The sequence below is a fragment of the Azonexus sp. GW821-FHT04F04 genome (assembly GCF_059420025.1).
Map to the genome: position 1 here is coordinate 118,328 of NZ_JBWKSX010000010.1, position 25,191 is coordinate 143,518.

Below are 25,191 nucleotides of genomic sequence, written 5' to 3' on the forward strand. Positions count from 1 at the left end.
ACAACAATCCTTATCGACAAGGGTTTTCGGGGGGCTTGCCCCCCATTTTTTATGTTCAACTCGATCCAACTCTTCGGTCTGGTCTTGTTAGGTGGTTTGGCCGCCGGCGAAGTGTCAAGAAGAGTTCTTGCCTTGCCGCGAACCACCGGCTACGTGTTGTTCGGCCTGCTGGTCGGTCAGAGCGGCCTGAATTGGGTTACCCACTTTGACATCGAGTCGGCACAGCTTTTCATCGACCTGGCGCTGGGGCTGATTCTCTTCGAACTGGGTTATCTGGTTCCGCGCAGCACCCCGGAGGCCGGGCGCAACCGCTTGCTGGCAGGCTGTGTCATTTCGCTGATGGCAGGCTTGCTGGTATTGCTGTTGTTTCTCTACTGGGGGTTTTCCACAGGCTCTGCCCTGTTTGCGGCAGCGCTTTGTGTGGCTACTTCACCGGCCATCACCATTGCCACCTGTAGCGACGTCGGGGCCAAAGGCGAGCGCACCGGATTGCTGTACACCATGGTGGCGATCAACGGTGCCGTTGCTTTTGCTGCGGTGGTCTTGCTTGTCCCGTTCCTGATCGACAGCGAGCCGCTGAGTGGCTTTGTGCGGATCAGCAATGCGCTGGGCAGCATCATCGGCTCCATCGTTCTCGGTGGGGCCTGTGCCGGATTGGTCCTGCTTGGCGCCGATCGGCTGGAAAGACAGGCCGAACACCAGCATCTACTGATTCTCGGCACCATCGTGCTCGGTGTCGGTACGGCCATTTATCTGGACGTCTCCGTCTTTCTTCCCATGCTGATCTTTGGCATTCTGGTCAGCACCATTGACCGTGACCACAAGGTCATCGCCATCCGGATTGCCAGTGATGCCCGCGTGTTTCTCGTCATCACCTTCGTCCTCGCCGGGGCCGCACTGGACGTTGCCTATCTGCGTGATTATTGGCTGGAGGCCATTCTGATTGCCCTGACACGACTGGCCGGCCAGGTCTTGGCGATCCTGATTTCACGTAAAAGCATCGGCCTGACAGCGCGTGAGAGCGTTTTTCTGGGCGTCGGCCTGCAACCGATGTCGAGCATCGCCCTGGTACTTCTGGTCAACACCCAGATGCTCTACAGCGGGATGGATGCCCGGCTGGTTGGCATGTTGATGGCAACGATCCTGCTGATGCAATTATTTGGCCCGCTGGCGACTCAAACGGCAATCAAGGGGTTCGGCGAAGCGACTCGACTTCCGACCTCAGCCAGCAGCGGAATAGCAGCAGAGAACAATGGAGGCACATCATGAGCAGACGCCCTTTGCGTATTGGGCTTTCGGCCCGGATTTACCATCCGCTGCCCGGGGCCACCGGGCTCCAGTCCAAGTCCCTGCAATACCTTGAACAGTCGGTGGCGCATTGGGTGATGTCACGCGAGGTGATGGTTTTCATGATCCCCTCGGTGAGCGGTGACGGCATCGTGCACCGGAGCAGCATCCGCCTCTCGGACTATCCGCAATACCTCGACGGGCTGGTCCTGCAGGGCGGCGCCGATATCAGCCCGCAATCCTACGGGGAACAACCGCTGCAAGCCGAGTGGGCGGGCGACCGCCTGCGTGATGCCTATGAAATGGAGCTGCTGCACGAATTCATGGAAGCCGGCAGGCCGGTGCTCGGCATTTGCCGGGGCGCCCAACTGATCAACGTGGCGCTGGGCGGCACCTTGTACCAGGACATCGCGACACAGTACGAAGCGCCACAAATCCACGTACACGCGGACTACGACAAATTCGCCCACAACATCACCTGGGAAGCCGGCAGCGGTCTGGCCAAGCTGTATCCTGAACAAGACGCCAGCAAGGTGATTTCGATTCATCACCAGGCCATCAAGGCCCTCGGCAAGGGGCTGCGCGTCGAGGCCCGCAGTGCCGAAGATGGTTTGATCGAAGCGATCCGTCTCGAAGGCAAACCCTATGTTCTCGGCCTGCAGTGGCACCCCGAGTTTCACCCGCCGGGCGCGCCGGATTTGCTGAACTGCAATCCGATACTTGATGAATTTCTGAGTGCAGCACGAGGCCGACGTTGGTGATTTTTGACGGTTTTTTGCCGTTGACCGTAGCAAGGGGCCAGGCATGATCGACACGATCATTTCGCCGTTGCGCACCATCTGGGAAAGCCTGCTCGAACGCCTGTTCTTCCTGCCGCCCTTTCCCGAGACCATTGATTCGCTGGCCTTGTTCAGCCTGTTGCTGGTCGTCGGCCTGCTCCTGGGCGAATGGCTGCACGCTCACGCCCGGTGGCCCAAGGTCACCGGCTACGTGCTGGCCGGCATCGTGTTCGGCCCGTCAGCGCTGGGCTGGATCAGCATCGAGGCCCTGGCGCAGGCGCGACCGATTGCCGACGCGGCACTCGGTTTGCTGATGATGGAGGTCGGCCGGCGTCTCGACCTGAGTTGGCTGCGCCACAATCCCGAACTGTTGCGCAGCACCTTGGCTGACATCACGCTGTCGTTTGCCCTGATCTTCATTTTTGCCCTCTGGCTGGTCGGTCTGACGCCTGCCTGGGCCGCCGCCACAGCCGCCGTGACCATGGCTTCGGCCCCGGCCGTGGTCCTGCTCACCATCGAGGAAGCCAAGGCCCAGGGACAGGTGACCGAACGCATCATCCTGCATACGGCAATCAGTTCGGCCGCCTCCTTTGTCGCCTTCGCCATCGTGCTCGGCATCGTTCACGCCGAACTGAGCGAAGACTGGCTGAATGCCCTTGTCCATCCGCTGTGGGTCGTCGTCGGCGCCTTGCTGGTCGGCGGTCTTGGCACCTGGCTGGCGCTGCGCATTGCCAGAACCTTGCCAAAAGGCTCGTTGGCCCAGGTTTTTGTCCTGATTGCCTGCGCCCTGCTGGCCGTCGGCATCGCACGCATGCTCGCCGTGCCGGTCTTTTTGACGCTCTTTCTGATGGGCGTTCTGCTGGCTTCGCGTGACCGGCAACAAACCCTGCGTTACACCGCGTTGCCCGAGGGACATTGGCTACTCGCCATCGTGCTGTTTGTCATCGTCGGCGCATCCTTGCCCTGGCAGGACTTCACCTGGCTGGCTGGCCTGCAGGCACTCGGCCTGCTGCTGGTCCGCGCGGCGGCCAAAGCCGGGGCGATGGCCTGGTCGGGCGGCAGCCTGCCCTTGCCCAAACGCCTGCTGGTCGGCATGGGGATCCAGCCACTATCGGCCACGGCGGTCTTCATGGCTTACGAACTCGCCAGTCTGTATCCGGAAGTCGGCCGTTCGGCCCTGACCTTGCCCCTGTTCGCCGCCGCCATGATGGAACTGGTCGGCCCTGCCTTGTGCCGACTGGCGCTGCACAAATCCGGCGAATGCGAGAGCGGTGAGCGCAGTCAAGGAGGTATTGCATGACAACCAAAGCATTGGGCGACTTCAAGGACAGCGCCGCATTTTCCCTGGGTGTCGAGCTCGAACTGCAACTCGTTTCGAAGCGCGACTTCGACCTGACGCGAGGCGCCACCGACCTGCTCGGCAGCCTCGATTACGACGAACGTTTCGGCGAGATCAAGCTGGAAATCACCGAAAGCATGATCGAAATCAGCACCCAGCCGCAGTCGACCGTCGACGGCATTGCCGCTGACCTCGGCGGCCTGCGCGACACCCTGCGCCAGCATTGCGAGCGCAACAACATCGGGGTCTGTGGCGGCGGCACGCACCCGTTCCACCATTGGCCGGAACGACGCATCTGTCCCGGCGACCGCTTCAATGACATTTACCAGCGCTACGGCTACCTGGCCAAGCAATTCACCGTCTTCGGCCAGCACATCCATGTCGGCTGCACCTCGGCCGACGAGGCCATCTGGCTGACTCAGGCGCTCGGCGTTCACGTGCCAGCCTTCATCGCCCTGTCCGCCTCCTCCCCCTTTGTCGATGGCGTGGACAGCTTCTACCAGTCGGCCCGGCTCAACGCCGTTTCAGCCTTTCCGCTGAGCGGACAGTGCCCGCCGCTGGGTAGTTGGCAGGAATTCACCGAACACTTTGCCTTCCTGCAAGCCTGTGGCATCGCCCAGGGCATCAAGGATCTGTATTGGGACGTCCGCCCGAAACCGGAATTCGGCACGGTTGAAATACGCGTCTGCGATACGCCGCTGACCATCGAACAGGCGACCTCGCTGGCAGCCCTGGCCCAATCCCTTGCCCGTTGGCTGTTGCGCACCCGTCCGCCGCAGCATACCGCCAAACAAGCCCATGTTGCCCGTTACAACAAATTCCAGGCCTGCCGCTATGGCCTGGAGGCGATGATTTCCGATCCGGTAAACCTGTGCCAGACACCATTGAAGCAAACCCTGGCCGACTTGCTCGAAGCCGTTTCGGAGGACGCCCGGGAACTGGACTGCGCCCACTGGCTGAGCCCGCTCAAGCAGGCAGTCGCCGAAAATACGGGTGATGCAGCCTGGCTGCGGGCACGAGAAAAGCAGCATGGCAACTTGAACGATGTGGTGCGCGAAGCCAGCGAACGGCTGATGGGCAATAACAATTAATTTCAGGAGAAAAAAATGATCCGCCGGTTGCCTGCAGCCTTGTTGTCACTGTTCATCGCCACGGGTACATGGGCGGCGAACTCGACCTGCCAATTTGAGCAGGTGCCGGCCGGGCCACAAAAACTGGGTCCCTGGATCGACAAGAGCAACTGGCTGGACATTGAAAACCAGCGACTGACTTTGCAAGCCGGCGAAGTATTCATGCCCGCCTGGCGGCTGGCCCCGACTGGCGACGGTCAGCGCACGACCGTGAAGCTACGCCCGATAGATGACTTTCCGGTTGTCGATCCGCTCGACGGCAGCCGGCGCGACCTCGCATTCCTGCTCGACAGTCGCCTCTATGCCGACGGCCTCGTCGTCCTGCGTAACGGCCGGGTTGTCACCGAACGCTATCGCAATGGGCTGACACCTGACAAACCCAGGCTATTGCTCGAAGCAACCCGTCCGTTGCTCAACCTGCTCGGCGCCATCAGCGTCAGCCAGGGCAAACTGGCCGCTGACAAGTCGGTCAGCCGTTTTCTTCCCAACATGCCGCCGTCAGCCGGTCTGCGCAAGCTGTCGATCCGGCGCCTGCTCGAAAGCAAGGAACGCCATGCGTGGACGCCGGAAGACCTCGAATCCTGGCAACAAGCGGGTGGCTGGACAACGAATCAGGCCGGCAACGGCATCCATGCCTGGCTTTCTCAAGCCGGGCGTTGGGAAAAGCCACTGGACGAACCGGAAACGACCAGCTTTGCCGCCACCCCGGATGATGATCTGCTGGCCCGCGTATTGGCCGAGAGCAATGCCACGCCACTCGCGCAACTGTTTTGCGAAAGACTCCTCAGCCGCCACCCGCCGGAATATCCCGTCATCTGGCTGAGTGACTCGCAAGGCGTCGAATTGGCGACCGGGCTGGGTTTGTCGCTGCGCGACTTTGCCAAACTGGGCCAGGTTCTGGTCGATGCCCGGAGCAGCCGAAATCGCGGCAAAATTCCGGCCTGGTTCATCGAAACGCTGACCGCCTCATCGGGCATGCGCTCAGCCGAAATCAAGGGCCTCGCAAAAGGTAGTGAGCAGCGATACGGCTTCGTCCATCTCGGTGGTTCCCCGAATCGGGTTGCCCTGATCGGGGCGCACGGCACCAGCCTCTACATCGATTTCGATGAACGCCTGGTCATAGCGCTTTATGCGACCCGTCCGGGCGAAAGCACACCCGCCACGCTGGCAGTCCTGGAACGCGCCTGGAAGGCTATAGACCTGGCAATTGCTCGGCCAGAAAAGCTCAAAAAACCGTGATTTCCTGACTTCCACGGTCAACCGGACAAAACGGCCAAATTTGAAATAACAAACGGCGGCTTGCTATGTTTAAATCATCCCGACACCCCAAATAATCCAACCGCCATGCTCGACAGCGACAACGCCGCCTTCATCCAGACCGGAGTCAGCATCAGCCTGGCCGCCTGCAATGTCGATCGCCTGCCCTGCATGAGCCGCGGCCTGGGCTGCAAACTCATCGACGGCGGGCGTCAAGTTGCGGTATTCATCAAGCGCTCGCAGTCGGCCGAACTACTCGAAAATATCCGCAACACTAGCCGGGTCGCCAACGTCTTCAACCTGCCGAGCAGCAACCGCACCGTGCAACTGAAAGGTGTCGATGCGCAGATTCTGCCTTTCGATCCGGCCGATCTACCCGTGATCGAATCCCACATTCCACAATTCCTCGAAGAGGTAATCCCCTTCGGCATGCCGGAGAACATAATTCGGGCGCTCTTCGCCTACACGGTCGACGATCTGGTGACCGTGGTCTATACACCAAACGCCGCCTTCACCCAGACGCCCGGGCCGAAAGCCGGCGACCCGCTGGGCACTGCGCCATGACCCTGCGCCTCGAAACCATCCGCGAATGCCTGGAGGGCATCATCCCGGGCCACATCGCCACCTGCGACAAGGAGGGAATGCCCAACCTGGCCTACCTTTCCCAGGTCGAGTTCATCGACAACGAGCACGTCGCGCTGTCCTACCAGTTCTTCAACCGCACCCGGCAGAACATCCTGGCCGACTCACCTGTGCGCTTGCTACTGACCAGCCATCTGACCGCCGCCCAATACCGGCTGACCCTGCATTACCTGCGCACCGAGGCGGCCGGTCCGCTCTTCGAGCGGATGCGGGCCAAACTGGCCGGAATCGCCTCGCATACCGGCATGGCCGGCATCTTTCAGTTGCTCGGCGCCGACATCTACCGTGTGTTGAACATCGAACAGGTGGCCGGCGAGACCGTGGCGCCGCCTCCGCCACCGGTCAATTGCCTGAACGCCCTGCGCCGGACGGTCGACCGCCTGGCTACCTGCAACACACTGGAATGCCTGCTCGAAAAAGCGGTCGACTGCCTGGAAAACGAGTTCGGCATCGCCCATCTCATGCTGCTCATGCACGACGAGGCGCGCGGCCGGCTCTACACCCTGGCCAGCCGCGGCTACTCCGAATCCGGCATCGGCTCGGAAATTCCGGTTGGTACCGGCGTCATCGGCATCTGCGCCCGCGAACGCACGCCGATCCGGATCGGCTTCACCAACAGCGAGTACGCCTACAGCCGTACCGTGCGCGACGGCATCGCGGCCGACGGCCAAGCCGACGCCCTCGAAACAGCCATTCCCCTGCCCGGCCTGCCCGACGCAGCGAGCCAGATGGCCGTGCCGATCTGCGTCGCCGGCCGCCTGCTCGGCGTGCTCTACGTCGAGAGCGTGTCCGACCTGCATTTCGGCTACGACGAAGAAGACGCCCTCGTCGCTTTCGCCGCCCAACTGGGTCTCTCCATCGTCCACCACCTGCCGGCCGACGATCTGCCCGACGAGCCGGCCAGCAACGAAGAAGCGGCTCCAGCCGTCGCCGGCACACCGCTGACAATTCGCCACTTCGCTGCCACCGACAGCGTTTTCATCGACGACGACTACCTGATCAAGGGCGTCGCCGGGGCCATACTCTGGGTACTGCTCAGCGATTTTGCCGAACGTCGGCGCACCAGTTTTACCAACAAGGGCTTGCGGGTCGATCCCCGCATCCGCCTGCCGGGCGTCAGCGACAACCTCGAAGCTCGCCTCGTGCTCTTGCAGCGCCGACTGGACGAACGCGACGCCGGCATCCGGCTGACCAAGACCGGGCGCGGCCGTTTCTCGCTGGCAGTGGACCACCCGCTGCAGCTCGTCGAGAACTGATTTTCGCGGGCTTGGCTCGCCTCTTCTTAATTCTTCATTCAGCGTTTCTTAAAAGAATCGTAAGCAGCATTCGGCTGTCTTGCCAGCATTTTCGGGCGGTCTAGACTCACTCCATCGCATAACGACCGGAGCAGTCTTGACCCCGAAGCCACTGGCAACGAGCCCGGCCGCGCCTGCAAAAAAGCCCTGATCGCCAAGCTCAATATTCAAAAAGGAAAAAACATGCAACCCAACACCCTCATCGCCACCACCCTGGCCTGCGCCCTGTTCAACACCGCCACCCTTGCTGCCGACAACAACTCGGCACAGGTTAAACGAGGCGAAAAATTGATCGCCTATGGTGGCTGCGTCGACTGCCACACCCCCTTCAAGATGGGTGCCAACGGGCCTGAAAAGGACATGAGCCGGGGACTTTCCGGCCACCCCGAAGAACTCCGCTTGCCGCCTTCGCCCAAGCTCGACAACGCCTGGAACTGGGCCGGTTCGGCCAGCATGACGGCCTTCAGCGGCCCGTGGGGAACGACCTATTCAAGCAACCTGACGCCGGACCGCGAGACCGGTATCGGCAGTTGGCGCGAGCAGGATTTCATCCAGGCCATGCGCACCGGCAAGCACGTCGGCGTCGCCCGCCCCATCCTTCCGCCCATGCCGTGGCAGGCTATCGCCTCGCTCCCCGAAAGGGATTTGCGCGCCATTTTTGCCTACCTCAAGGCGCAACCGGCCGTGAAGAACAAGGTGCCCGCCTATCTGCCGCCGGCTTCGACCCTCAGCAAAGCCCCCAGCTAGGCAATCTTCCGGGGCTCCGTTGAGTTCCCCCGACCATGACTACCGGCGCAGCGATGCGGTCAGACTGCCAAGAGCGGTCAGTGGGTCTGGGGCGCCCCATCCTGGTACGTCCGGTCAAACAAAACCGGATAGCACCAGGATGTTGACCGGCCTGCTCCTCCGCCCCGAGAGGTTTTCCCACTCCCACGGTCAACCGGAAAAAACAGCCAAAATCGAAATCCTCGCACCACAGCGGGCATGGTGGAATCGGGCGATACCGCGAGAATGGCGCTCAACGCTCCACCTGGCCCAGCCATTTCAACAGGGTGACGTAGAGGATCTCCGGGGTAATCGGCTTGGCGATGAAGTCGTCCATCCCGGCCTCCATACACCGAACCCTGTCCTCGGCGAAGGCGTTCGCCGTCATCGCCAGAATGGGCGTCGCTTCTCGGCCGGTCAGCTGCTGGATTCGATGCGTCGCTTCCAGGCCATCCATGAGCGGCATCTGGATGTCCATGAGAATCACGGCATAGCGGCCTGAACTGGCCTTGTCGACGGCATCCCGGCCGTTTTCGGCGAGGTCGACCTCGAGCCCGACGTCCTCGAGCAGCATCTGCGCAATTTCCCGGTTGATCGGTTCGTCCTCGGCCAGCAGAATGCGCTTGCCGGCATGGTTGCGCCGGATCGCCCGCTCGGCGGCTTCGAGTTCGGCGCTGACCGATTTCGTGGCTGTCTGCCCGTCCTTCCTGAGGACAGCCGTGAACCAGAAGGTGCTACCTTGGCCCTCGGTGCTGGTAACACCAGCCTCTCCGCCCATGATTTCAGCGATTTTCTTGGTGATCGCCAGGCCGAGGCCGGTGCCGCCATACCTGCGCGTCGTCGAGTTGTCGGCCTGTTCGAAGGCGCCAAAGAGCTTGGGGATGACCTCCTGAGCAATGCCGGTGCCGGTGTCCTCGACTTCAAAGCGCAGGGTGGCCGTCTCGCTGGTATGCGACGTCTCCTTGACCCTCAGGGTGATTCGGCCGGTCTCGGTGAACTTGATGGCGTTGGCGACATAGTTGAGCAGGGCCTGCTGCAGGCGGGTGGGATCGCCATGGAGGTTGTGCGGCAGCGCAACCGTTTCGACATTGAAGGCGACGCCCTTTTCCACGGCTTTCTGGGAAAGCATCGAGGTGATGTTGCCGAGCATGGCCTCGATATGAACGGGTACGTTCTCCAGAACGAACTTGCCGGCTTCGATCTTTGACAGGTCGAGGATGGCGTTGATGATCTCGAGCAGGTGGGAGCTGGCCGCTTCAATCTTGCCCAGCTTCTCGGCCTGCACCGGGGTCAGGCCGGTACGCCGCAGGATGTGGGCCATGCCTGTAATGGCATTGAGCGGCGTGCGAATCTCGTGGCTCATGTTAGCCAGGAAGGCGCTCTTGGCCACGTTCGCTGTTTCGGCCACCTCCTTGGCGTCATGCAGCAGCTTCTCGGTTTCCTTGCGCTGGGTGATGTCCTTGACGAAGCCGATCAGCCGCGCCGGATTGTTTCCGTCAGCCGGAATGAAATAAGTGGAAATCGCCACCGGGATCAGGCGACCATCCTTGGCACGGTTGAGCGTTTCGACTTCGCCCTGCCCTTCCTGCCGAAGATGCTCGACAAGCCCTTGCTGCTCTGCCGCCTGGTAATTGGGGTCGTAATCCTGGACGCTCATGCCGAGCATCTCCTCCGTGCTGTACCCCAGCATTTCCGCCGCATAGTGGTTGGTGTAGAGAATCCGGCCGGTGTTGGCGTCGATCCAGCGAATGCCGATACCGGCCTTTTCCATCGCAAACTGGGTGTCGAGCAACTTGGCGTGGGCTGATTTCAGATCGGCCGTGCGCAGTTCGACCATGCTCTCCAGATCGTTCCGATAGGCCTCCATCTCCTGCTCGATCCGCATGCGCTCGGTGATGTCGCAACTGATGCCGAAGATGCCGACGACCTTGCCCTGCCCGTCGAACAAGGGCCATTTGTTGGTCAGCACGAAACCCGGCAGCCCCTGCGGGTCGTAGTAGGGATCGACCCTGTTCAACAGCGGCTTGCCTTCGGCAAAGACCGGCGACTCCTCTTCGGAATAGATCCGCGCGGCATCCGGCGGAAAAACGTCAACATCATGTTTGCCGATCATGTCGCGCCAGCTGGCGTGCCCGGTGATGTTGGCGAGCGTCTGGCTGCAAAAGCGGAAACGGCTGTCAGCATCCTTGAAGTAGATGAAGTCGGTGGTTTGTTCGAGAAATGATTCGAAATCCCGGCTGAACTCCGCCAGTTTCTCTTCCGCCCGCCGGCGCGCCGCGACTTCGTGGTGCAGGCGATAGTTCCAGAGGGCGACAAGCAACAACACGACGAGAATGACGAGGCCATAGAGCAGGACCTTTTCCTTCGAAATGCCCTGCTCGATGCGCACGCTCATCCAGCGATTGAGAATGTCGTCCATCTGGTTTTGCGGTATGGCCGCCAGGGTCTTGTCCAGAATGCTCAGCAACTCGGGATGACGATGGGTGACCGCCATGCTATGACCACTGGTGAATTCCGTATTGCCGGAAAATCGCAAGTCCAGCGCGCCGGTCTGCTGGATCAGGTAATTGAGCGCCGTTGCGTCGCCGACATACCCTGCGGCCTGGCCGGCCTCGATCAGCTCGAAGGCAGCCAGCTCGTCAACCGTGGGAACCAGCTCGATTTTCGGGTACTCGCGCGCCAGGACCTCCTGCATGAAGTAGCCCTGCTTGACCGCCACCCGCTTGCCCTGGAGATTGCCGAGATTGCCGATGAAACCATTGCGACCGTCGTTGATGATGACAATCGGCGAACTGATGAACGGCTTGGTGAAGGCCAGGTAGGCCCGGCGTTCCGCCGTGTTGACCGCGTCCGTCAGCATGTCCAGATCCCCTGCTCGCGCCATGTCGAGGGTCTGTTGCCAGGTTTTCCCCTTGGTCACCTCGAAACGCACGCCAAGGCGTGTTTCGAGCAGGCGCAGGATGTCGGCATTCATGCCGATGAATTGGCCTTTCTCATCGAGCCACTCGTAGGGGGCGAAGTCGCGGTCGATGCCGACGCGAATGACCGGGTGATCCTTGAGCCATTGCCGCTCCTCGGTCGTCAGCGCCAGCGACTGGCGATTGCCCCACACGAAATTGTGCAATTGCTTCTCGGACAGGCGCGGCGCAAATTTGTGTTCGGAATAGACGTTGGCCAGTCGGCGCAGACGGCCCGCATCGATGAAGCCGAGCGGGATGCTGTCCGGCACGATCAGCTTGCGGGTTTCCTCGGCCTCGAAACGCAGATGGCCGAGACTGAGGGCACTCTGATATTCCTGCCGGATCAGCTGGATCAACTCTTCGGGATGGGCCAAGGCATATTCCCACCCTTTCAGGCTGGCGCGCCGGAAGCGTTCGGCGCGATCGGGATGCTTTTCCAGCTCCTTTTCGCTGGTGAACAGCATGTCGCCATAGACGTCGATGCCGTAGCTTTGCGGATTGATGATGTCGATCGCGATGCCGCGCTTGGCAAAATAATACGGCTGGTCGGTCAGATAGGCCGACATGACGTCCACCTTGCCGCTCGCCAGGTCGTCCTTGTCATAGGTGTGCTGAACGTAGGTGTAGGAGCCCGGCGTCACCCCGGCTTCGGCCAGCATGGCGCGCAGCGGCCCCTCGTCGCTGCCCTGGCTGTCATACATCAGGCGCTTGCCCTTCATTTCGTAGGGGCTGATGATCTTGGCTTCGCGGCGGCTGATGAAGACCAGCGGATCGTGCTGGAAGATCGCCGCCAGCGCCACGATCCTGGCCCCCTGCGCATAGGCGGCAATGATCCCGGAATCGCCGATGCCGTAGTGCGCTTCGCCGGAGGCGACCTGCTCGACTACGGTCTTTTTCGGTTCGAGCGGGCGAATATCCACATCCAGCCCCTCGGCTGCATAGTAGCCTTGGGCCTTGGCAGCGTAGTACCCGGCGAACTGGAACTGATGGAACCACTTGAGCTGCAACACCACCTTTTCAGGTGCTGCGGCCCGCACGGAACAGGGCAAGCAAAGCAGCAGCGCCAGCAACAGGCGGCGGAGCGTGGCAGCAGAAAAATCGGATGGCATTGTTATTAATTATTGGGCGCTGGGGAGCAGCTATTCTGCATCATTTTCTAGAACTTTCGGCATAGCCTGTTCGCACAACGATTCCGACGGTGAACGGGAAAAATCGGCCAAAATTGAAACGAAACAGGGCTGACCGCTAACCCGAAAACCTTGCCGATGCCGCTAAAATGGCGCAGCCTCTACCTCAACGCACCCGATGCCCCGTCCCTCGCTCAACACCCAGATCCTGATCGGCTGCCTGCTCGGCATTGCTGGCGGTCTATGGCTGGCTACCGAGCCAGCTTCGGCGCCCGTCGTCGGCAACACGCTGTACGGCGCCAAGATGCTCGGCAACCTGTTTCTCGATCTGCTGCGCATGGTGCTCGTGCCACTGGTCTTTTCGTCCATCGTTGTTGGCGTCGCCAACCTGCGCGCCCATCAGCAGATGCACCGAGTGTGGACTACCACGCTGGCCTTTTTTGCCTTGTCGATGGCGCTGGCCATTGTCCTCGGCCTCGGCGCCGCCAACCTCTTCCGCCCCGGCGAAGGCCTGCACCTGGCCATGTTCGCCGACGCCACGCGGGATTTCCAGGCGCGTCAGATGCCGCTGCCCGACTACATCGCCCAGTTCATGCGCGGCCTGTTCCAGAACCCCTTCAAGGCGCTGGCCCAGGGCGACATTCTGGCCGTCGTCATCATTGCGCTTTTTCTCGGTATTGCGCTGGTCATCGGCGGCGAGCGCTACAAGAACCTGCGCGTGCTGATTCAGGAATTGCAGGAGCTTTGCCTGCTCGTCGTCGGCTGGATCATGCACCTTGCCCCGTTCGGTCTCGCCGCACTGCTGCTGCAACTGGTCGCTACGCAAAACGCCGATCTGCTCGCCAGCCTGGCCCATTTCATCAGCGTCGTCGTCGGCACCACGTTGTTCCACGGCATCGTCGTCCTGCCGCTGTTGCTCTGGCTGGTTACCCGGATGTCGCCGCTGCGTTTCTGGAAAGGCGCCAAGGAAGCACTGATCACCGCCTTCGCCACGAGTTCGAGCGCTGCCACGCTGCCTATCACGCTGCGCTGCACCGAACAGCATTTGCACGTCAAAAAGGACATCGCCAATTTCGTCGTGCCGCTCGGCGCCACCGCCAACATGGACGGCACGGCGCTCTACGAAGCCGCCGCCGCGCTGTTCGTCGCCCGCCTGGCCGGCATCGAGCTCGACCTCGCCCACCAGCTCATCATCTTCTTCGTCGCCATGCTTGCCGCCATCGGCGCCCCGGGCATTCCCAGCGTCGGCATGCTGAGCATGGTGCTGGTGCTCGAATCGGTCGGCCTGCCCACCGCCGCCATCGCCATCCTGCTGCCCATCGACCGCATCCTCGACACCGTGCGCACGGCGGTCAATGTCGAAGGCGACATGATCGGCAGCCTGATCGTGCAGAAACTGACCGAATCAGGCGGCGAAAAACACGCCTGACCAGCTGGCAACCATCACCGCCCGGCTTCCCGCCGGGCAACGAACTCGACCGGCGGGTGGACGCTGTAGCCACCACCGCTTTCCAGCACAAAATGGAGTTCACCGGCCTTGAGCACAGCGCGGTAACGATGGGTCACCTCACGGCCCGGAGCACCACCCACCGTCTCCTGGCTGTGGGTGACGAAATTCAACTGCTCGCCCTTGATGACGCCCTGCTCGACGGTCCGCGCCACCCGCAGATAGCTGGCCGTGCCATGCACCTCGCCATTTTCCGGACGTAGTTCGAAACGCTCGGCGTGCTCGGCGCCCCAGTCGTATTTGACGGTAGCCACCCAGTGCCCGGACAGGCTTTGTGCCAGTTCAGAGGAACCCGGCTTCGTCTCATCCGATGACCGCCCCGGCCAGTTGCCTGTCAAGGCAACCACCAGCCACACGCTCACGGCCAGGGCGATTAACCACCAAAGCAGCCCGGAGTGCCGTGCAGGACGACGACTGGCCGGAAAGTACGGTTTGATGACCTCGACCAGCCGCGCCACATCCGATGTCCATCCGCTATCCGAGAGAATGAACGACTGGCGCCGGGCCAGCGCCGCCATGGACGCCGGCAAATCCTTTTCCGCCGGCATCGCCGCCCCGCCGACCAGCACCGGCAACACCGTCTTGCCTGATTTCAGGCCTGCCTCGATTTCCCGGCGGACGAAATCATCCGGCTCGTCGAGGCGGCGAATGCCATTGCGGCTCACCGTCAGCCACGCCGGGCCGATCATGACCAGCATCACATCGACGGCAGCCAGTTGTTTCTCGATGGCAACGACAAAATCCTCGCCCGGGTGGATATCCTCGATGTCGCGAAACACATTGTCCGCGCCGAAGGTCGCGGCCAGAACATCGGCCAGACGCCCGGCAAAACCGGCCTGGTCGTCACGACGGTAACTGATGAATACACCAGACATTCAATTGCCCTCCATGACAAGACCGGATCAGGCGACAACTATTTCAACAGCGCCGGCCGGAAAGCTACTTTCTACGGTCAACCCGAAAAATCAGCCGATTTCCGAATTTGTCTTCGCCGCCGCCCTCGAATGAACGACAGGTAATCGCCGTCCACCGCACTGGCACTTCGCGGCCGTCGTTGCAGCGGACGACGCCTTTCCCGGCCTCGCCCTCGCAACTGCCGGGATTTGGCGAAATATCCGGCGGCGAGAGCTGCCCGTCGCATTGCAGGCGACCATCGCGATCGGCCAGAATGAACCGCCCGCCGCCACTCGCATTACCGGGAAAGCCCTTGCCGCGCAGCTCGCCCGGCACATCGCCGAGGCTGCCGCGGGCCTGATAGCCAATGGCGCAGGCGGCCAGCAGCGAGGCGGCGACGATCATCAAGGGAATTCCGCGTTTGTTCACAAGGCAGCGTTCAGGTTTTCGAGGATAATTGACATTTTTACACCCATTCGACGCCCGACGTGAATTCGCATCTCGCCCAACTCCAGCCCTACCCCTTCGAAAAGCTGCGCGCCCTGTTCGCCGGCGTCACGCCCAACCCGGAATACAAGGAGATCAAGCTCTCCATCGGCGAGCCGCAACATCCAACGCCGGCCTTCATCATGGATGCGCTGGCCAACGGTCTCAAGGGCCTGGCCAACTACCCGACGACGCAGGGCGTCCCGGTGCTCCGTCAAGCCATCGCCGCCTGGTGCCAGCGTCGCTACGATCTGGTGCTCAATCCGGAAACCGAAATCCTGCCAGTCAACGGCTCGCGCGAGGCGCTTTTCTCCTTTGCGCAAACGGTCATCGACACCAGCCGGGGCCACGTTCCGCTGATCGTCAGCCCGAACCCGTTCTACCAGATCTACGAAGGTGCCGCCTACCTGTCCGGCGCCGAGCCACGCTTCCTCAACAACCTACCCGACAACGATTTCGCCTTCGACTACGCCAGCCTCAGCGAAGAAGAATGGGCGCGCGTCCAGCTCTTCTACGTCTGCTCGCCGGGCAATCCGACCGGCAAGGTGCTGTCGCTCGACGACTGGAAGACGCTGTTCGCCCTCTCCGACAAGTACGGCTTCGTCATTGCTTCCGACGAGTGCTATTCCGAAATCTATTTCGACGAAGCCAACCCGCCCATCGGCGGCCTCCAGGCGGCCAAACTGCTTGGCCGCTCGAACGAACGGCTGGTCATGTTCTCCAGCCTGTCCAAGCGCTCCAACGTGCCGGGCATGCGCTCCGGCTTCGTTGCCGGCGACGCGGCCATTCTCAAAAAATACCTGCTGTTCCGCACCTACCAGGGCTGCGCCATGTCGCCGCCGGTGCAGACCGCCTCCATCGCCGCCTGGAACGACGAGGCGCACGTCCTCGACAACCGCAACCAGTACCGCGAGAAGTTCGCCGCCTGCACGCCGCTGATTGCCGAAGTGCTCGGCACCGGCATGCCGGACGCCAGCTTCTACCTGTGGGCCAAAACCCCCATCGCCGACACCGAGTTCGCCCGCGGCCTGCTCGAACACTATAATGTCGTGGTCCTGCCCGGCAGCTTCCTGGCGCGCGAAGTCCGCGGCGTCAATCCGGGGGCCAATTTCATTCGTATCGCCCTGGTCGCTTCGCTGGCCGAATGCCTCGAAGCCACCCAACGTATTCGCCAATTCGCCCAACAACTGTAATCAGAGAGAACAGCACATGAGCCATCCGCTACAAGCCATCATCGAACAACTCTGGGAACGCCGCACCGAGCTGTCCCCGCAATCCCCGACCGACATCATCGCCGCCATCAACCAGGTTGTCGGCATGCTTGACTCCGGCGCCCTGCGCGTTGCCGAAAAGATTGACGGCGACTGGGTCACCCACCAGTGGATCAAGAAGGCCGTGCTGCTTTCCTTCCGCGTCCGCGACAACCGCGTCCAGGAAGCCGGCGACATCCGCTTTTACGACAAGGTCGATACCAAGTTCGAAGGCTGGAGCGAAGAGCAGTTCCGTCAGGGCGGCTTCCGCGTCGTCCCGGGCACCATCGTCCGCAAGGGCTCCTTCGTTGCCAAGAATGCCGTACTGATGCCGTCCTTCGTCAACATCGGCGCCTACGTCGATGAAGCCACCATGGTCGACACCTGGGTTACCGTCGGTTCCTGCGCGCAGATCGGCAAGAACGTGCATCTTTCCGGCGGCGTCGGCATTGGCGGCGTGCTTGAGCCACTGCAGGCCAACCCGACCATCATCGAAGACAACTGCTTCATCGGCGCCCGTTCGGAAGTCGTCGAAGGCGTCATCATCGGTGAAAACTCCGTGCTCTCCATGGGCGTCTATATCGGCCAGAGCACGCCGATCTACGACCGAGAAACCGGTGAAGTCACCTACGGTCGCGTCCCGCCCGGATCCGTTGTGATCAGCGGCACCTTGCCGAAGGCCAACGGCGCGTATAGCCTGTATGCCGCAATCATCGTCAAGAAGGTCGACGCGCAAACCCGCTCGAAGACCAGCATCAACGAGTTGCTGCGCCCGTAAGTCAAACCACCAAGAAGGTCTTGTCATGATTCTCGACAAACTGTTCCAGTTGATGGCTGAAAAGCAGGCCTCGGATATCTTCATATCCGCGGGTGCGCCGATCCATATCAAGATCCAGGGCAATACGCTCCCGGTCAACCAGCAGGTCATGCTGCCGGACATGATCGAGAAGATCGCCTACGAACTGATGTCGCCGGACCAGATCAAGACCTTCGAGGCGAACTGGGAGATGAACCTCTCCTTCGGTGTGCCGAATGTCGGCAACTTCCGGGTCAACATCTTCCGTCAGCGCGGTTCGACCAGCATCGTCATCCGCTTCATCCTGGGCAACATCCCTGCCATGGACGACCTTGGCCTGCCCAACATCCTCGGCGAACTGATCATGGAGAAGCGCGGCCTGATCCTGATCGTCGGCGCTACCGGCTCGGGCAAGTCGACGACCATCGCCTCGATGCTCGACCATCGCAACGCCAACCGTTCCGGCCACATTTTGACGGTTGAAGACCCGATCGAATTCCTGTTCAAGCACAAGAAATCCATCGTCAACCAGCGCGAAATCGGCATGGACACAATGGACTGGCAGTCGGCCCTCAAGAACGCCATGCGCCAGGCCCCGGACTGCATCCTGATCGGCGAAATCCGCGACAAGGAAACCATGCAGGCGGCCATCGCCTACTCGCAAACCGGTCACCTGTGCCTCGCCACGCTGCACGCCAACAACTCGTACCACGCGCTGAACCGCATCATCAGCTTCTTCCCGGCAGAAAACCGCCAGGCGCTCTTCCTCGACCTGTCCGTCGCCCTGCGCGCCATCATTTCCCAGCGTCTGGTCAAGAAGCCGGATGGCAAGCGCATCCCGACCTGCGAAATCATGCTCAACACCCGCCACATCAGCGAACTGATCGAGCGCGGCGAAGTTCAAGGCATCAAGGACGCCATGGAACAGACCCTGGCCCCGGGATCGCAGACCTTCGAACAGGACTTGTTCAGGCTCTACAGCAGCAGCACGATCACCATCGACGAAGCGCTCGCCAACGCCGATTCGCCGACCAACCTGTCTTGGCTGATCAACAATTCAGAATTCGGCAGCAGCAATGGCAAGGACGACCGCAAGACCGACGTCGCGCTCGAATTCGACAGCACCAGCGAAGCAGGCACCTCCTTCAAGGAATTCACGCTGAGCCTGGCCGACCACGACGAAGAAACCAACTGATGTCCGACCCCACGTTTGAACTGGCCCGGCAGATCATTTCCTGCCACTCGGTCACGCCGGAAGACGGCGGCTGCATGGAAATCATCAGCGAGCGCCTGAAACCGCTCGGTTTTTCCATCGAATACATCAACCGCAACGGCGTCACCAATCTCTGGGCACGTCGTGGCACAACCGCGCCGCTGTTCGTCTTTGCCGGCCACACCGATGTCGTACCGACCGGCCCGCTCGACAAATGGACCTCGCCGCCGTTCGCCCCGGAAGTCCGCGACGGGATGCTCTACGGGCGCGGCACGGCCGACATGAAGTCATCGGTCGCCGCCTCGGTGACCGCGGTCGAAGTCTTCATCGCGGCCAACCCGAACCATCCCGGCTCGCTCGCCTTCCTCCTCACTTCCGATGAAGAAGGCGATGCCGTCGACGGCACCACCATCGTCGTCGAAGCGCTCAAGGCACGCGGCGAAACCCTCGATTTCTGCATCATCGGCGAACCGACTTCGGTCAACACCCTCGGCGACATGATCAAGAACGGCCGCCGCGGCTCGCTGTCTGGCACGCTCACCGTCAAGGGCATCCAGTGCCACATCGCCTACCCGGAAAAGGGTCGCAATCCGATCCACGAAGCCGCCCCGGCCCTGGCCGAACTGGCCGCGACGCGCTGGGATGAAGGCAACGAATACTTCCCGCCAACCACCTGGCAGGTCTCCAACATCCACGGCGGCACCGGCGCGACCAACGTCATCCCCGGTCAACTGGAAATCAAGTTCAATTTCCGCTTTTCCACGGCCAGCACGCCGGAAGGCCTGCAACAGCGCCTGCGCGCCATCCTCGAAAAGCACAATCTGGACTACGACATCCACTGGACATTGGGCGCCCGCCCTTTCCTGACCGGTCGCGGCCCGCTGGCCGATGCAGCAAGCTCGGCGATCTGCGAAATCTGCGGCATTGCCACCGAGCTTTCAACCACCGGCGGCACCTCGGACGGTCGCTTCATCGCCGAAATCTGCCAGCAGATGCTCGAAATCGGCCCGGTCAACGCGACCAGCCACAAGATCGACGAGTGCATCGCAGTCGACTCCCTGCCCAAGCTCTCCGCCATTTATCGCCGCATCCTGGAACAACTCCTGACCGCATGACTACTGCCGCCAAAACCGAACTGTTCACCGTTCGCGACTACATCCGTTATGCCGTCAGCCGCTTCAATGCCGCCCAGCTCTTCTTCGGCCACGGCAGCGACAATGCCTGGGACGAAGCCGTGTACCTGACACTGCACACGCTCAACCTGCCGCTCGACCGCCTCGAACCCTTCCTCGAGGCCCGCCTGCTGTCGCATGAGCGCGAACTGCTGCTCGACATCTACACGCGCCGCTGCCAGGACCGTCTGCCGGCCGCCTACCTGACCCACGAAGCCTGGCTCGGCGATCACCGTTTCTACGTTGACGACCGCGTCATCGTCCCGCGCTCCTTCATCGCCGAACTACTCGACGAACAGCTCACGCCGTGGATCGACGATCCGTGGGCCATCGAATCGGCCCTCGACCTGTGCACCGGCTCCGGTTGCCTGGCCATCCTGACCGCCCTCGCCTTCCCCAATGCCGAAGTCGCTGCGGTCGACCTGTCCGAAGATGCCCTCGCCGTCGCCCAGCGCAACGTCGCCGACTACCACCTGACCGACCGCGTCGAACTGACTCAGTCCGACGCCTTCGCCAAGCTGGCCGGCCGCAAGTTCGACCTGATCATCTCCAACCCGCCCTACGTCAACGCCAAATCGGTCGCCGCGCTGCCACCGGAATACCTGCACGAGCCGGAACTGGCCCTTGGCTCGGGCGAAGACGGCCTCGATTTCACGCGCATCATCCTGCGCGAAGCGAAGAAGCATCTGACCGAAAACGGCATCCTGATCGTTGAAATCGGCCACAACCGCGACGATCTCGAAGCCGCCTACCCGACACTGCCCTTCACTTGGCTCGACACCGCCGCCGGCGACGAATTCGTCTTTCTGCTCCACGCCGCCGATCTACCGGATTGAACCAGCTGTACGAAATGCCCAGCCCGTTCGAAGTCGAAACGGGCACCGTGCTCATGCATGAGCCATCATGGGCACGCGAAGGCGAGCTACGCGCCCAGTTGCTCGACGAAAGCTACCCCAAGCCTTTCGTCATCGATGACGGCAAATCGCGTTTTCTCTATTTCAACGTCCGCCTCATGCAGAGCGAAATGTCGCTCAAGGCGCCGCACGACCTGGCCATCCGCTACACGCAGAAAATGATGGCTTTTCTGCTCTTCCTGCCACGCCCGAAACGCATCGTGTTGATCGGCCTCGGCGGCGGCTCGCTGATCAAGTTCTGCTACCAGCGCATGCCCGGCACACAGCTGACCGCCGTCGAACTTGACCCCAACGTCATCGCCTTCCGCGACACCTTTCTCATGCCGCCCGACGATGAGCGCCTGCAGATTCTCGAAGCCGACGGTGCCGAATTCCTCGAAAACACCGAAAAAGGCATCGACGCCTTGCTCGTCGACGCCTTCGACAAAACCGGCTTCGCGCCCAGCCTGGCCAACCGCGAATTCTTCGACAACGCTTACGCCAAGCTTTCGGGCAACGGCGTTCTCGTCATCAACCTGGCCGGCGAAAAGGAAACCTACGCCGGACTGATCGGCGAAGCGATGCACGTCTTCGACGACCAGGTCATCGTGATTTCGGTCCCGGACGACGGCAACCACATCCTCTACGCTTTCAAGGAACGTCATTTCGAGCCACGCTGGCGCTGGCTGCACAACTACGCCAAGGAGCTACGCGCCAAGTTCGGCCTCGACTTCCCGGCCTTCGTGCAAAAGATGGAACGCTCGACCAAGCTCGGGCTGGCCCGCCGCGAGGCGATTCGGCGCCGCTAGGCCACTTCCACGGTCAACCGGAAAAAAGGGCCAAAATTGAAATGATTTTGGCCCGCCTCCCGATGCGAGGGCTACCGAATTTCCGTCAAAATCGCCCGCAGCAGACGCCAGCACTGCTCGACCGACGCAATCTCGACCCGCTCGCCCGGCGCATGCGCCCCACGGATGGTCGGGCCGAAGGAAACGATATCCATCCCCGGATACTTGTCGCCGATGATGCCGCACTCCAGCCCGGCATGAATGACCTGAACCTTCGAATCCACCGCAAAATCGCGCCGATAGACCGACTGACACAATTTGAGTAATTCAGACGTCGGATTCGGCGCCCAGCCCGGATAAAAACCCGATTTTTCAGCCTGCGTTCCGCTCAGCGCCCACAAGCTGACAATTTCATCGGCCAGCGCCAGACTGCCGCTCCCGATCAGCGAACGCACCATAAAGTTGCACGAGCCACCATTCGGGTGCAGGTTGACCATGCCCAGATTGTTCGACGTCTCGACCACGCCCGGCACCTGCCGGCTCATCCTCCGCACGCCATGCGGCGCTGCGTGCAGCGATCCTAGCCAGATTTCCTGCTCTGCTGCCGCCATGACCTGCGTCGCTTCAGCCACCGAAACCGTGAGACTCAAACCCTCATCGATCCCACGCAATTCCGCTCGCAAGCTGGCTTCCATCCCGGCCAGCCATCCCGCCAAGCGCCCACCCCGACCACCGGGCACGGCCACTGTCGCCACCGCCTCGCGCGGTAAGGCATTGCGCGCCGAGCCGCCGACCAGATCGACCAGCCGAAGCGGCGTCACCTCCTCCAACTCACGCAACACGCGGACCAGCAGCTTGATCGCGTTGCCTCGCTCCTCATGGATATCGACGCCGGAATGCCCGCCGCGCAGGCCGCGCAAGGCGATCCGGACCACCTCGAATCCAGCCGGAACAGGCTCTTCCATGCCACAGCGTTCGACATTGACATCCAGCCCGCCAGCGCAGCCCAGATAGAACTCGCCCCATTCCTCGGTATCCAGATTGAGCATCAGCCGTCCCTGCAGAACACCCGCCTCCAGACCCCGCGCCCCGCCCATGCCGGCCTCTTCATCGACCGTCAGCAGGGCTTCGAGCGGCCCATGAACAAGACTTTCATCCTCAAGCGCCGCCAGAATCAGCGCCACACCAATCCCGTTATCGGCCCCCAGCGTCGTTTTTTCGGCCACCAGCCAACCATCGCGCAACTCAGGAACAATCGGATCACGAGAAAAATCATGCCCGCTATCAGCATTCTTCTGGCAAACCATGTCGAGATGCGCCTGTAGCACGACACCCGGCCGCCCCTCGCCACCAGCACTCGCCGGCTTGCTGACAATCAGATTGCCGGCAGCGTCGCCCACAGCCCCCAGACCGCGCGCCAAGGCCCACTGCAGAAGGGAGTCGCGCAGCCCGGCCTCCGCCTTCGAAGCCCGCGGCATCGCGCACAGCGTTGCAAAATGGTCCCAAACGGTCGCTGGTTGCAGACCGGAAAACACTGAGTTAGTCACGTTGCAGAACTCCAAAAGTGAAAACCCCCGCAGACCTTGCGGTGTGCGGGGGTTAAATTCTGGGGCACTGATGGGGCTCGAACATCGCTCCAGAACATAGAAATATAAACGAACACCGAAAGTTTATTCTTAAATATACCAACAAAAGTACCAACGCATTTAAGCGGTGTGCCGAGTTCGACTATTTTACCAGTCAGATTGGACAAGAGCGTCACACTCATCTCGCTACGGATCAATTGGGAGATGAACTTCCGCTGTACCCACTTTCAAGAATACTCAATGCTGTAACAAACTCCTTGTCGACGTAGGCCTTCTTGCGAATGACCACACCTCCTGCATTACGCGGCTGTCATGAGGATCCCCACTCGTGCTCTGTCAAACATGCAGCCCTTTCAGCAGAGGTAACTCAGCCTGATGCGCCTCGACTTGGTGGATGAACTGCTCAGGTACACCGGTCGCCTGAAACTGTCTTCGCCATATTTCCAGCACCCGACGCCCAGTACTCATCACCTCTTCCATAACCTCCTCGCGCACCTGATCGACGATGCCAATTCGGGTAAAGAGCGCAGCGAAGGTATCGAGCGTGATAACCCGGAAGAGCTTCACACCTGCCATATTCAAAGCAACTGAGGTATCGTGGGTGGTGTACGCCACGGTCGACACTAGATCGTAGGCGGGCGCTAATCGGGGGCGTAGCGGGTTGTCGTAGATAAGCGACCAGTTTTTGATATGTGCATCACCATTGCCCATCACTACGTTGAACACCAAGCGCCGAGCCATCTCTTTCAAATCCGCGAGGCCGCCTGCATAGAGAAGCAATGTCCGGCCAATCATATCGTAATTGACCCGCCCATACTTTTGGTGGGTACGCAGGTTGAAGACCTGAGCGAAGTCCTCAAAATGAATACGCCCGCCATCCGGCCGGTCGAAGCGGCGAATGGCATAAAACGGCTCGCCCTGACGGAAGCCAGCCATGTTGGGCAGCCCCTGAATCCTGTCCGGGGCCAGCAGTTGTACCGCTGGCACGTCCATGCCAGCGGCGCGGGCCGTCTCCATCGTGGCAGCCTCGACCATTGGTAGAGCCTCGAAGTCGTTGGAAGGTGGTTTCACGATGTAGTTGCCGAGCTTCTTACCACCAACCAAGGTGAAGCGTTCGCCCTGACGCAGCATCGAGAACTTCATCTGCATGCCGCCGAGGGAGAACTTCAATTCATGAAGGTCGTCGGCCGTCGGGGCGACAGCGGCACCACTGCGGCGACGCCTCAGGTGGTTGGGTGTATCGACGGAGGTCAGGATGACCGCTCCGGGCAGATCCTCGCCGAGCGCCGAGAGCAGCAGAAACTCGCGGTCCTCGTGCACCTTGAGGCGCTGCGCAATGCTCTTGCGCAAACCGCCCTCAGGCAACAGGTTCGAGAAGAATGGAGGGGCTTTAACCGAAGCAGATTTGTGCCGGTCATCCACGAGGAGCGCACGGGTCGATTCCTCGTCACCAGGACGAGCCAGCGACAGGGAAAGAATCGGGCGATTTTCACCATATTCGATATAGCCTTCATCAACGACAAAGGTCGTTTTCTCGTCTGGATAGTGTGTGATGTAGCCGACCAGCAGATCGTTCAGGCGCACCTCAAGGGTGCTGACAGTGCTCATTCTTCATCCTTCAGATCATTGAACTCGGTGAGCAGATCGACCGGCATGTTTGCCCGGGGCGTCGAAGAGCCATTCCAGGCACCGGATAGCGACGGCAAGTTTCCATGTCCCATGGCCTGACCAATCGGCACCAAGGCAACTTCCAGACCGAGTGAGGCCGCATAAGAAATGAAGGTGTCGAGTGTGACATCACCGCCGTTCTCGATCTTCGAAACGGTCGCCTGGCGCATGCCCCGCACCTTGCCCTGAGCAACGCGTGCCTGCTCGCGCAGCGAGCGTAACTGCTTGCCCAGTCGCTCCAGGCTCTCAGGGTTCTTGATTCGCTTTAGGGTATTTTTCATGGAACAAATATACGATAAACCGTATATAACACCAATAGACAAAGCACAATTTATATACGTTATTACGTATATATTT

General features: G+C 61.1%; 22 protein-coding genes. 16 read left to right on the forward strand and 6 right to left on the reverse strand.

The annotated features are described in order from the left end of the window. Positions 1 to 51 precede the first annotated feature (51 nt). The 8 genes from AC07TV_RS18055 to AC07TV_RS18090 all read left to right on the forward strand — a co-directional run bounded on the left by AC07TV_RS18055 (position 52) and on the right by AC07TV_RS18090 (position 8,476). Entirely contained in the window at positions 52 to 1,269 is a 1,218-nt protein-coding gene (locus AC07TV_RS18055; RefSeq protein ID WP_494649755.1) for a cation:proton antiporter, read from the forward strand. After that, entirely contained in the window at positions 1,266 to 2,048 is a 783-nt protein-coding gene (locus AC07TV_RS18060) for a gamma-glutamyl-gamma-aminobutyrate hydrolase family protein (protein ID WP_494649756.1), read from the forward strand. The genes AC07TV_RS18055 and AC07TV_RS18060 overlap by 4 nt, the downstream gene beginning before the upstream one ends. 43 nt (positions 2,049 to 2,091) lie before the next feature. Further along, positions 2,092 to 3,366, forward strand: a complete 1,275-nt coding sequence (locus AC07TV_RS18065) for a cation:proton antiporter (protein WP_494649757.1) — start codon at positions 2,092 to 2,094, stop codon at positions 3,364 to 3,366. Next, positions 3,363 to 4,496, forward strand: a complete 1,134-nt coding sequence (locus AC07TV_RS18070) for a YbdK family carboxylate-amine ligase (protein WP_494649758.1) — start codon at positions 3,363 to 3,365, stop codon at positions 4,494 to 4,496. The genes AC07TV_RS18065 and AC07TV_RS18070 overlap by 4 nt, the downstream gene beginning before the upstream one ends. A 15-nt stretch (positions 4,497 to 4,511) precedes the next feature. Next, positions 4,512 to 5,774, forward strand: a complete 1,263-nt coding sequence (locus tag AC07TV_RS18075; RefSeq protein ID WP_494649759.1) for a serine hydrolase — start codon at positions 4,512 to 4,514, stop codon at positions 5,772 to 5,774. Positions 5,775 to 5,879: 105 nt separating this feature from the next. After that, on the forward strand, positions 5,880 to 6,356 hold the full coding sequence (locus AC07TV_RS18080; RefSeq protein ID WP_494649760.1) for a hypothetical protein: 477 nt from the start codon (positions 5,880 to 5,882) through the stop codon (positions 6,354 to 6,356). Then, on the forward strand, positions 6,353 to 7,690 hold the full coding sequence (locus AC07TV_RS18085; RefSeq protein ID WP_494649761.1) for a GAF domain-containing protein: 1,338 nt from the start codon (positions 6,353 to 6,355) through the stop codon (positions 7,688 to 7,690). The genes AC07TV_RS18080 and AC07TV_RS18085 overlap by 4 nt, the downstream gene beginning before the upstream one ends. A 222-nt stretch (positions 7,691 to 7,912) precedes the next feature. Then, positions 7,913 to 8,476, forward strand: coding sequence for a diheme cytochrome c-553 (locus AC07TV_RS18090; RefSeq protein ID WP_494649762.1), 564 nt, complete (start codon positions 7,913 to 7,915; stop codon positions 8,474 to 8,476). Between the two features lie 271 nt (positions 8,477 to 8,747). On the opposite strand, the gene AC07TV_RS18095 is transcribed toward AC07TV_RS18090, so the two are convergent. Then, the gene (locus tag AC07TV_RS18095; RefSeq protein WP_494649763.1) at positions 8,748 to 12,464 is read right to left on the reverse strand and encodes an ABC transporter substrate-binding protein; all 3,717 of its coding nucleotides are present in this window, start codon (positions 12,462 to 12,464) and stop codon (positions 8,748 to 8,750) included. Here AC07TV_RS18095 and AC07TV_RS18100 point away from each other — a divergent pair. Together AC07TV_RS18100 and AC07TV_RS18105 are read left to right on the forward strand one after the other, a co-directional pair. Continuing rightward, positions 12,451 to 12,696 carry a hypothetical protein gene (locus AC07TV_RS18100; RefSeq protein WP_494649764.1) on the forward strand — a complete coding sequence of 82 codons (246 nt, stop codon included), beginning with the start codon at positions 12,451 to 12,453 and terminating at the stop codon, positions 12,694 to 12,696. The genes AC07TV_RS18095 and AC07TV_RS18100 overlap by 14 nt on opposite strands. 63 nt (positions 12,697 to 12,759) lie before the next feature. Next, on the forward strand, positions 12,760 to 14,010 hold the full coding sequence (locus AC07TV_RS18105) for a dicarboxylate/amino acid:cation symporter (protein WP_494649765.1): 1,251 nt from the start codon (positions 12,760 to 12,762) through the stop codon (positions 14,008 to 14,010). A 14-nt stretch (positions 14,011 to 14,024) separates the two neighbouring features. Here the strand turns inward: AC07TV_RS18105 and AC07TV_RS18110 are convergent, their stop codons facing one another. Further along, positions 14,025 to 14,963: a toll/interleukin-1 receptor domain-containing protein gene (locus tag AC07TV_RS18110; protein ID WP_494649766.1), complete on the reverse strand. Its 939-nt coding sequence runs from the start codon at positions 14,961 to 14,963 to the stop codon at positions 14,025 to 14,027. Between the two features lie 64 nt (positions 14,964 to 15,027). Then, positions 15,028 to 15,387, reverse strand: coding sequence for a hypothetical protein (locus AC07TV_RS18115; protein ID WP_494649767.1), 360 nt, complete (start codon positions 15,385 to 15,387; stop codon positions 15,028 to 15,030). Between the two features lie 83 nt (positions 15,388 to 15,470). On the opposite strand from AC07TV_RS18115, the gene dapC reads away from it, so the two are divergent. The 6 genes from dapC to AC07TV_RS18145 are packed head-to-tail and all read left to right on the forward strand — an operon-like array spanning position 15,471 to position 21,601. Continuing rightward, positions 15,471 to 16,661 (forward strand): succinyldiaminopimelate transaminase, encoded by a 1,191-nt coding sequence (gene dapC / locus AC07TV_RS18120; protein WP_494649768.1) that lies wholly within the window; start codon positions 15,471 to 15,473, stop codon positions 16,659 to 16,661. Between the two features lie 16 nt (positions 16,662 to 16,677). Beyond that, entirely contained in the window at positions 16,678 to 17,496 is an 819-nt protein-coding gene (gene dapD / locus AC07TV_RS18125) for a 2,3,4,5-tetrahydropyridine-2,6-dicarboxylate N-succinyltransferase (protein WP_494649769.1), read from the forward strand. Positions 17,497 to 17,521: 25 nt separating this feature from the next. Next, on the forward strand, positions 17,522 to 18,709 hold the full coding sequence (locus AC07TV_RS18130; RefSeq protein WP_494649770.1) for a PilT/PilU family type 4a pilus ATPase: 1,188 nt from the start codon (positions 17,522 to 17,524) through the stop codon (positions 18,707 to 18,709). Then, positions 18,709 to 19,842, forward strand: a complete 1,134-nt coding sequence (gene dapE / locus AC07TV_RS18135) for a succinyl-diaminopimelate desuccinylase (RefSeq protein WP_494649771.1) — start codon at positions 18,709 to 18,711, stop codon at positions 19,840 to 19,842. The genes AC07TV_RS18130 and dapE overlap by 1 nt, the downstream gene beginning before the upstream one ends. Further along, positions 19,839 to 20,735, forward strand: coding sequence for a 50S ribosomal protein L3 N(5)-glutamine methyltransferase (prmB, locus tag AC07TV_RS18140; RefSeq protein ID WP_494649772.1), 897 nt, complete (start codon positions 19,839 to 19,841; stop codon positions 20,733 to 20,735). Before dapE ends, prmB begins: the two co-directional genes overlap by 4 nt. 14 nt (positions 20,736 to 20,749) lie before the next feature. Continuing rightward, entirely contained in the window at positions 20,750 to 21,601 is an 852-nt protein-coding gene (locus AC07TV_RS18145; protein ID WP_494649773.1) for a spermine/spermidine synthase domain-containing protein, read from the forward strand. Between the two features lie 71 nt (positions 21,602 to 21,672). Here the strand turns inward: AC07TV_RS18145 and AC07TV_RS18150 are convergent, their stop codons facing one another. The 3 genes from AC07TV_RS18150 to AC07TV_RS18160 form a co-directional block, all read right to left on the reverse strand. After that, a complete protein-coding gene (locus AC07TV_RS18150) occupies positions 21,673 to 23,127 on the reverse strand; it encodes an aminoacyl-histidine dipeptidase (RefSeq protein ID WP_494649774.1) in 1,455 nt (484 codons plus the stop codon). A gap of 375 nt (positions 23,128 to 23,502) precedes the next feature. Further along, the gene (locus AC07TV_RS18155; RefSeq protein WP_494649775.1) at positions 23,503 to 24,774 is read right to left on the reverse strand and encodes a type II toxin-antitoxin system HipA family toxin; all 1,272 of its coding nucleotides are present in this window, start codon (positions 24,772 to 24,774) and stop codon (positions 23,503 to 23,505) included. After that, a complete protein-coding gene (locus AC07TV_RS18160; protein ID WP_494649776.1) occupies positions 24,771 to 25,115 on the reverse strand; it encodes a helix-turn-helix domain-containing protein in 345 nt (114 codons plus the stop codon). The genes AC07TV_RS18155 and AC07TV_RS18160 overlap by 4 nt, the downstream gene beginning before the upstream one ends. Between the last annotated feature and the right edge of the window lie 76 nt (positions 25,116 to 25,191).

Coding starts and splice junctions, on each gene's coding strand:
- AC07TV_RS18085 (WP_494649761.1), top strand. CDS start 6,353: ATGACCCTGCGCCTCGAAACCATCCGCGAATGCCTGGAGGGCATCATC.
- AC07TV_RS18075 (WP_494649759.1), top strand. CDS start 4,512: ATGATCCGCCGGTTGCCTGCAGCCTTGTTGTCACTGTTCATCGCCACG.
- AC07TV_RS18145 (WP_494649773.1), top strand. CDS start 20,750: ATGCCCAGCCCGTTCGAAGTCGAAACGGGCACCGTGCTCATGCATGAG.
- AC07TV_RS18080 (WP_494649760.1), top strand. CDS start 5,880: ATGCTCGACAGCGACAACGCCGCCTTCATCCAGACCGGAGTCAGCATC.
- AC07TV_RS18055 (WP_494649755.1), top strand. CDS start 52: ATGTTCAACTCGATCCAACTCTTCGGTCTGGTCTTGTTAGGTGGTTTG.
- AC07TV_RS18070 (WP_494649758.1), top strand. CDS start 3,363: ATGACAACCAAAGCATTGGGCGACTTCAAGGACAGCGCCGCATTTTCC.
- dapE (WP_494649771.1), top strand. CDS start 18,709: ATGTCCGACCCCACGTTTGAACTGGCCCGGCAGATCATTTCCTGCCAC.
- AC07TV_RS18065 (WP_494649757.1), top strand. CDS start 2,092: ATGATCGACACGATCATTTCGCCGTTGCGCACCATCTGGGAAAGCCTG.
- prmB (WP_494649772.1), top strand. CDS start 19,839: ATGACTACTGCCGCCAAAACCGAACTGTTCACCGTTCGCGACTACATC.
- AC07TV_RS18090 (WP_494649762.1), top strand. CDS start 7,913: ATGCAACCCAACACCCTCATCGCCACCACCCTGGCCTGCGCCCTGTTC.
- dapD (WP_494649769.1), top strand. CDS start 16,678: ATGAGCCATCCGCTACAAGCCATCATCGAACAACTCTGGGAACGCCGC.
- AC07TV_RS18110 (WP_494649766.1), bottom strand. CDS start 14,963: ATGTCTGGTGTATTCATCAGTTACCGTCGTGACGACCAGGCCGGTTTT.
- AC07TV_RS18160 (WP_494649776.1), bottom strand. CDS start 25,115: ATGAAAAATACCCTAAAGCGAATCAAGAACCCTGAGAGCCTGGAGCGA.
- AC07TV_RS18115 (WP_494649767.1), bottom strand. CDS start 15,387: ATGATCGTCGCCGCCTCGCTGCTGGCCGCCTGCGCCATTGGCTATCAG.
- AC07TV_RS18105 (WP_494649765.1), top strand. CDS start 12,760: ATGCCCCGTCCCTCGCTCAACACCCAGATCCTGATCGGCTGCCTGCTC.
- AC07TV_RS18060 (WP_494649756.1), top strand. CDS start 1,266: ATGAGCAGACGCCCTTTGCGTATTGGGCTTTCGGCCCGGATTTACCAT.
- AC07TV_RS18155 (WP_494649775.1), bottom strand. CDS start 24,774: ATGAGCACTGTCAGCACCCTTGAGGTGCGCCTGAACGATCTGCTGGTC.
- AC07TV_RS18130 (WP_494649770.1), top strand. CDS start 17,522: ATGATTCTCGACAAACTGTTCCAGTTGATGGCTGAAAAGCAGGCCTCG.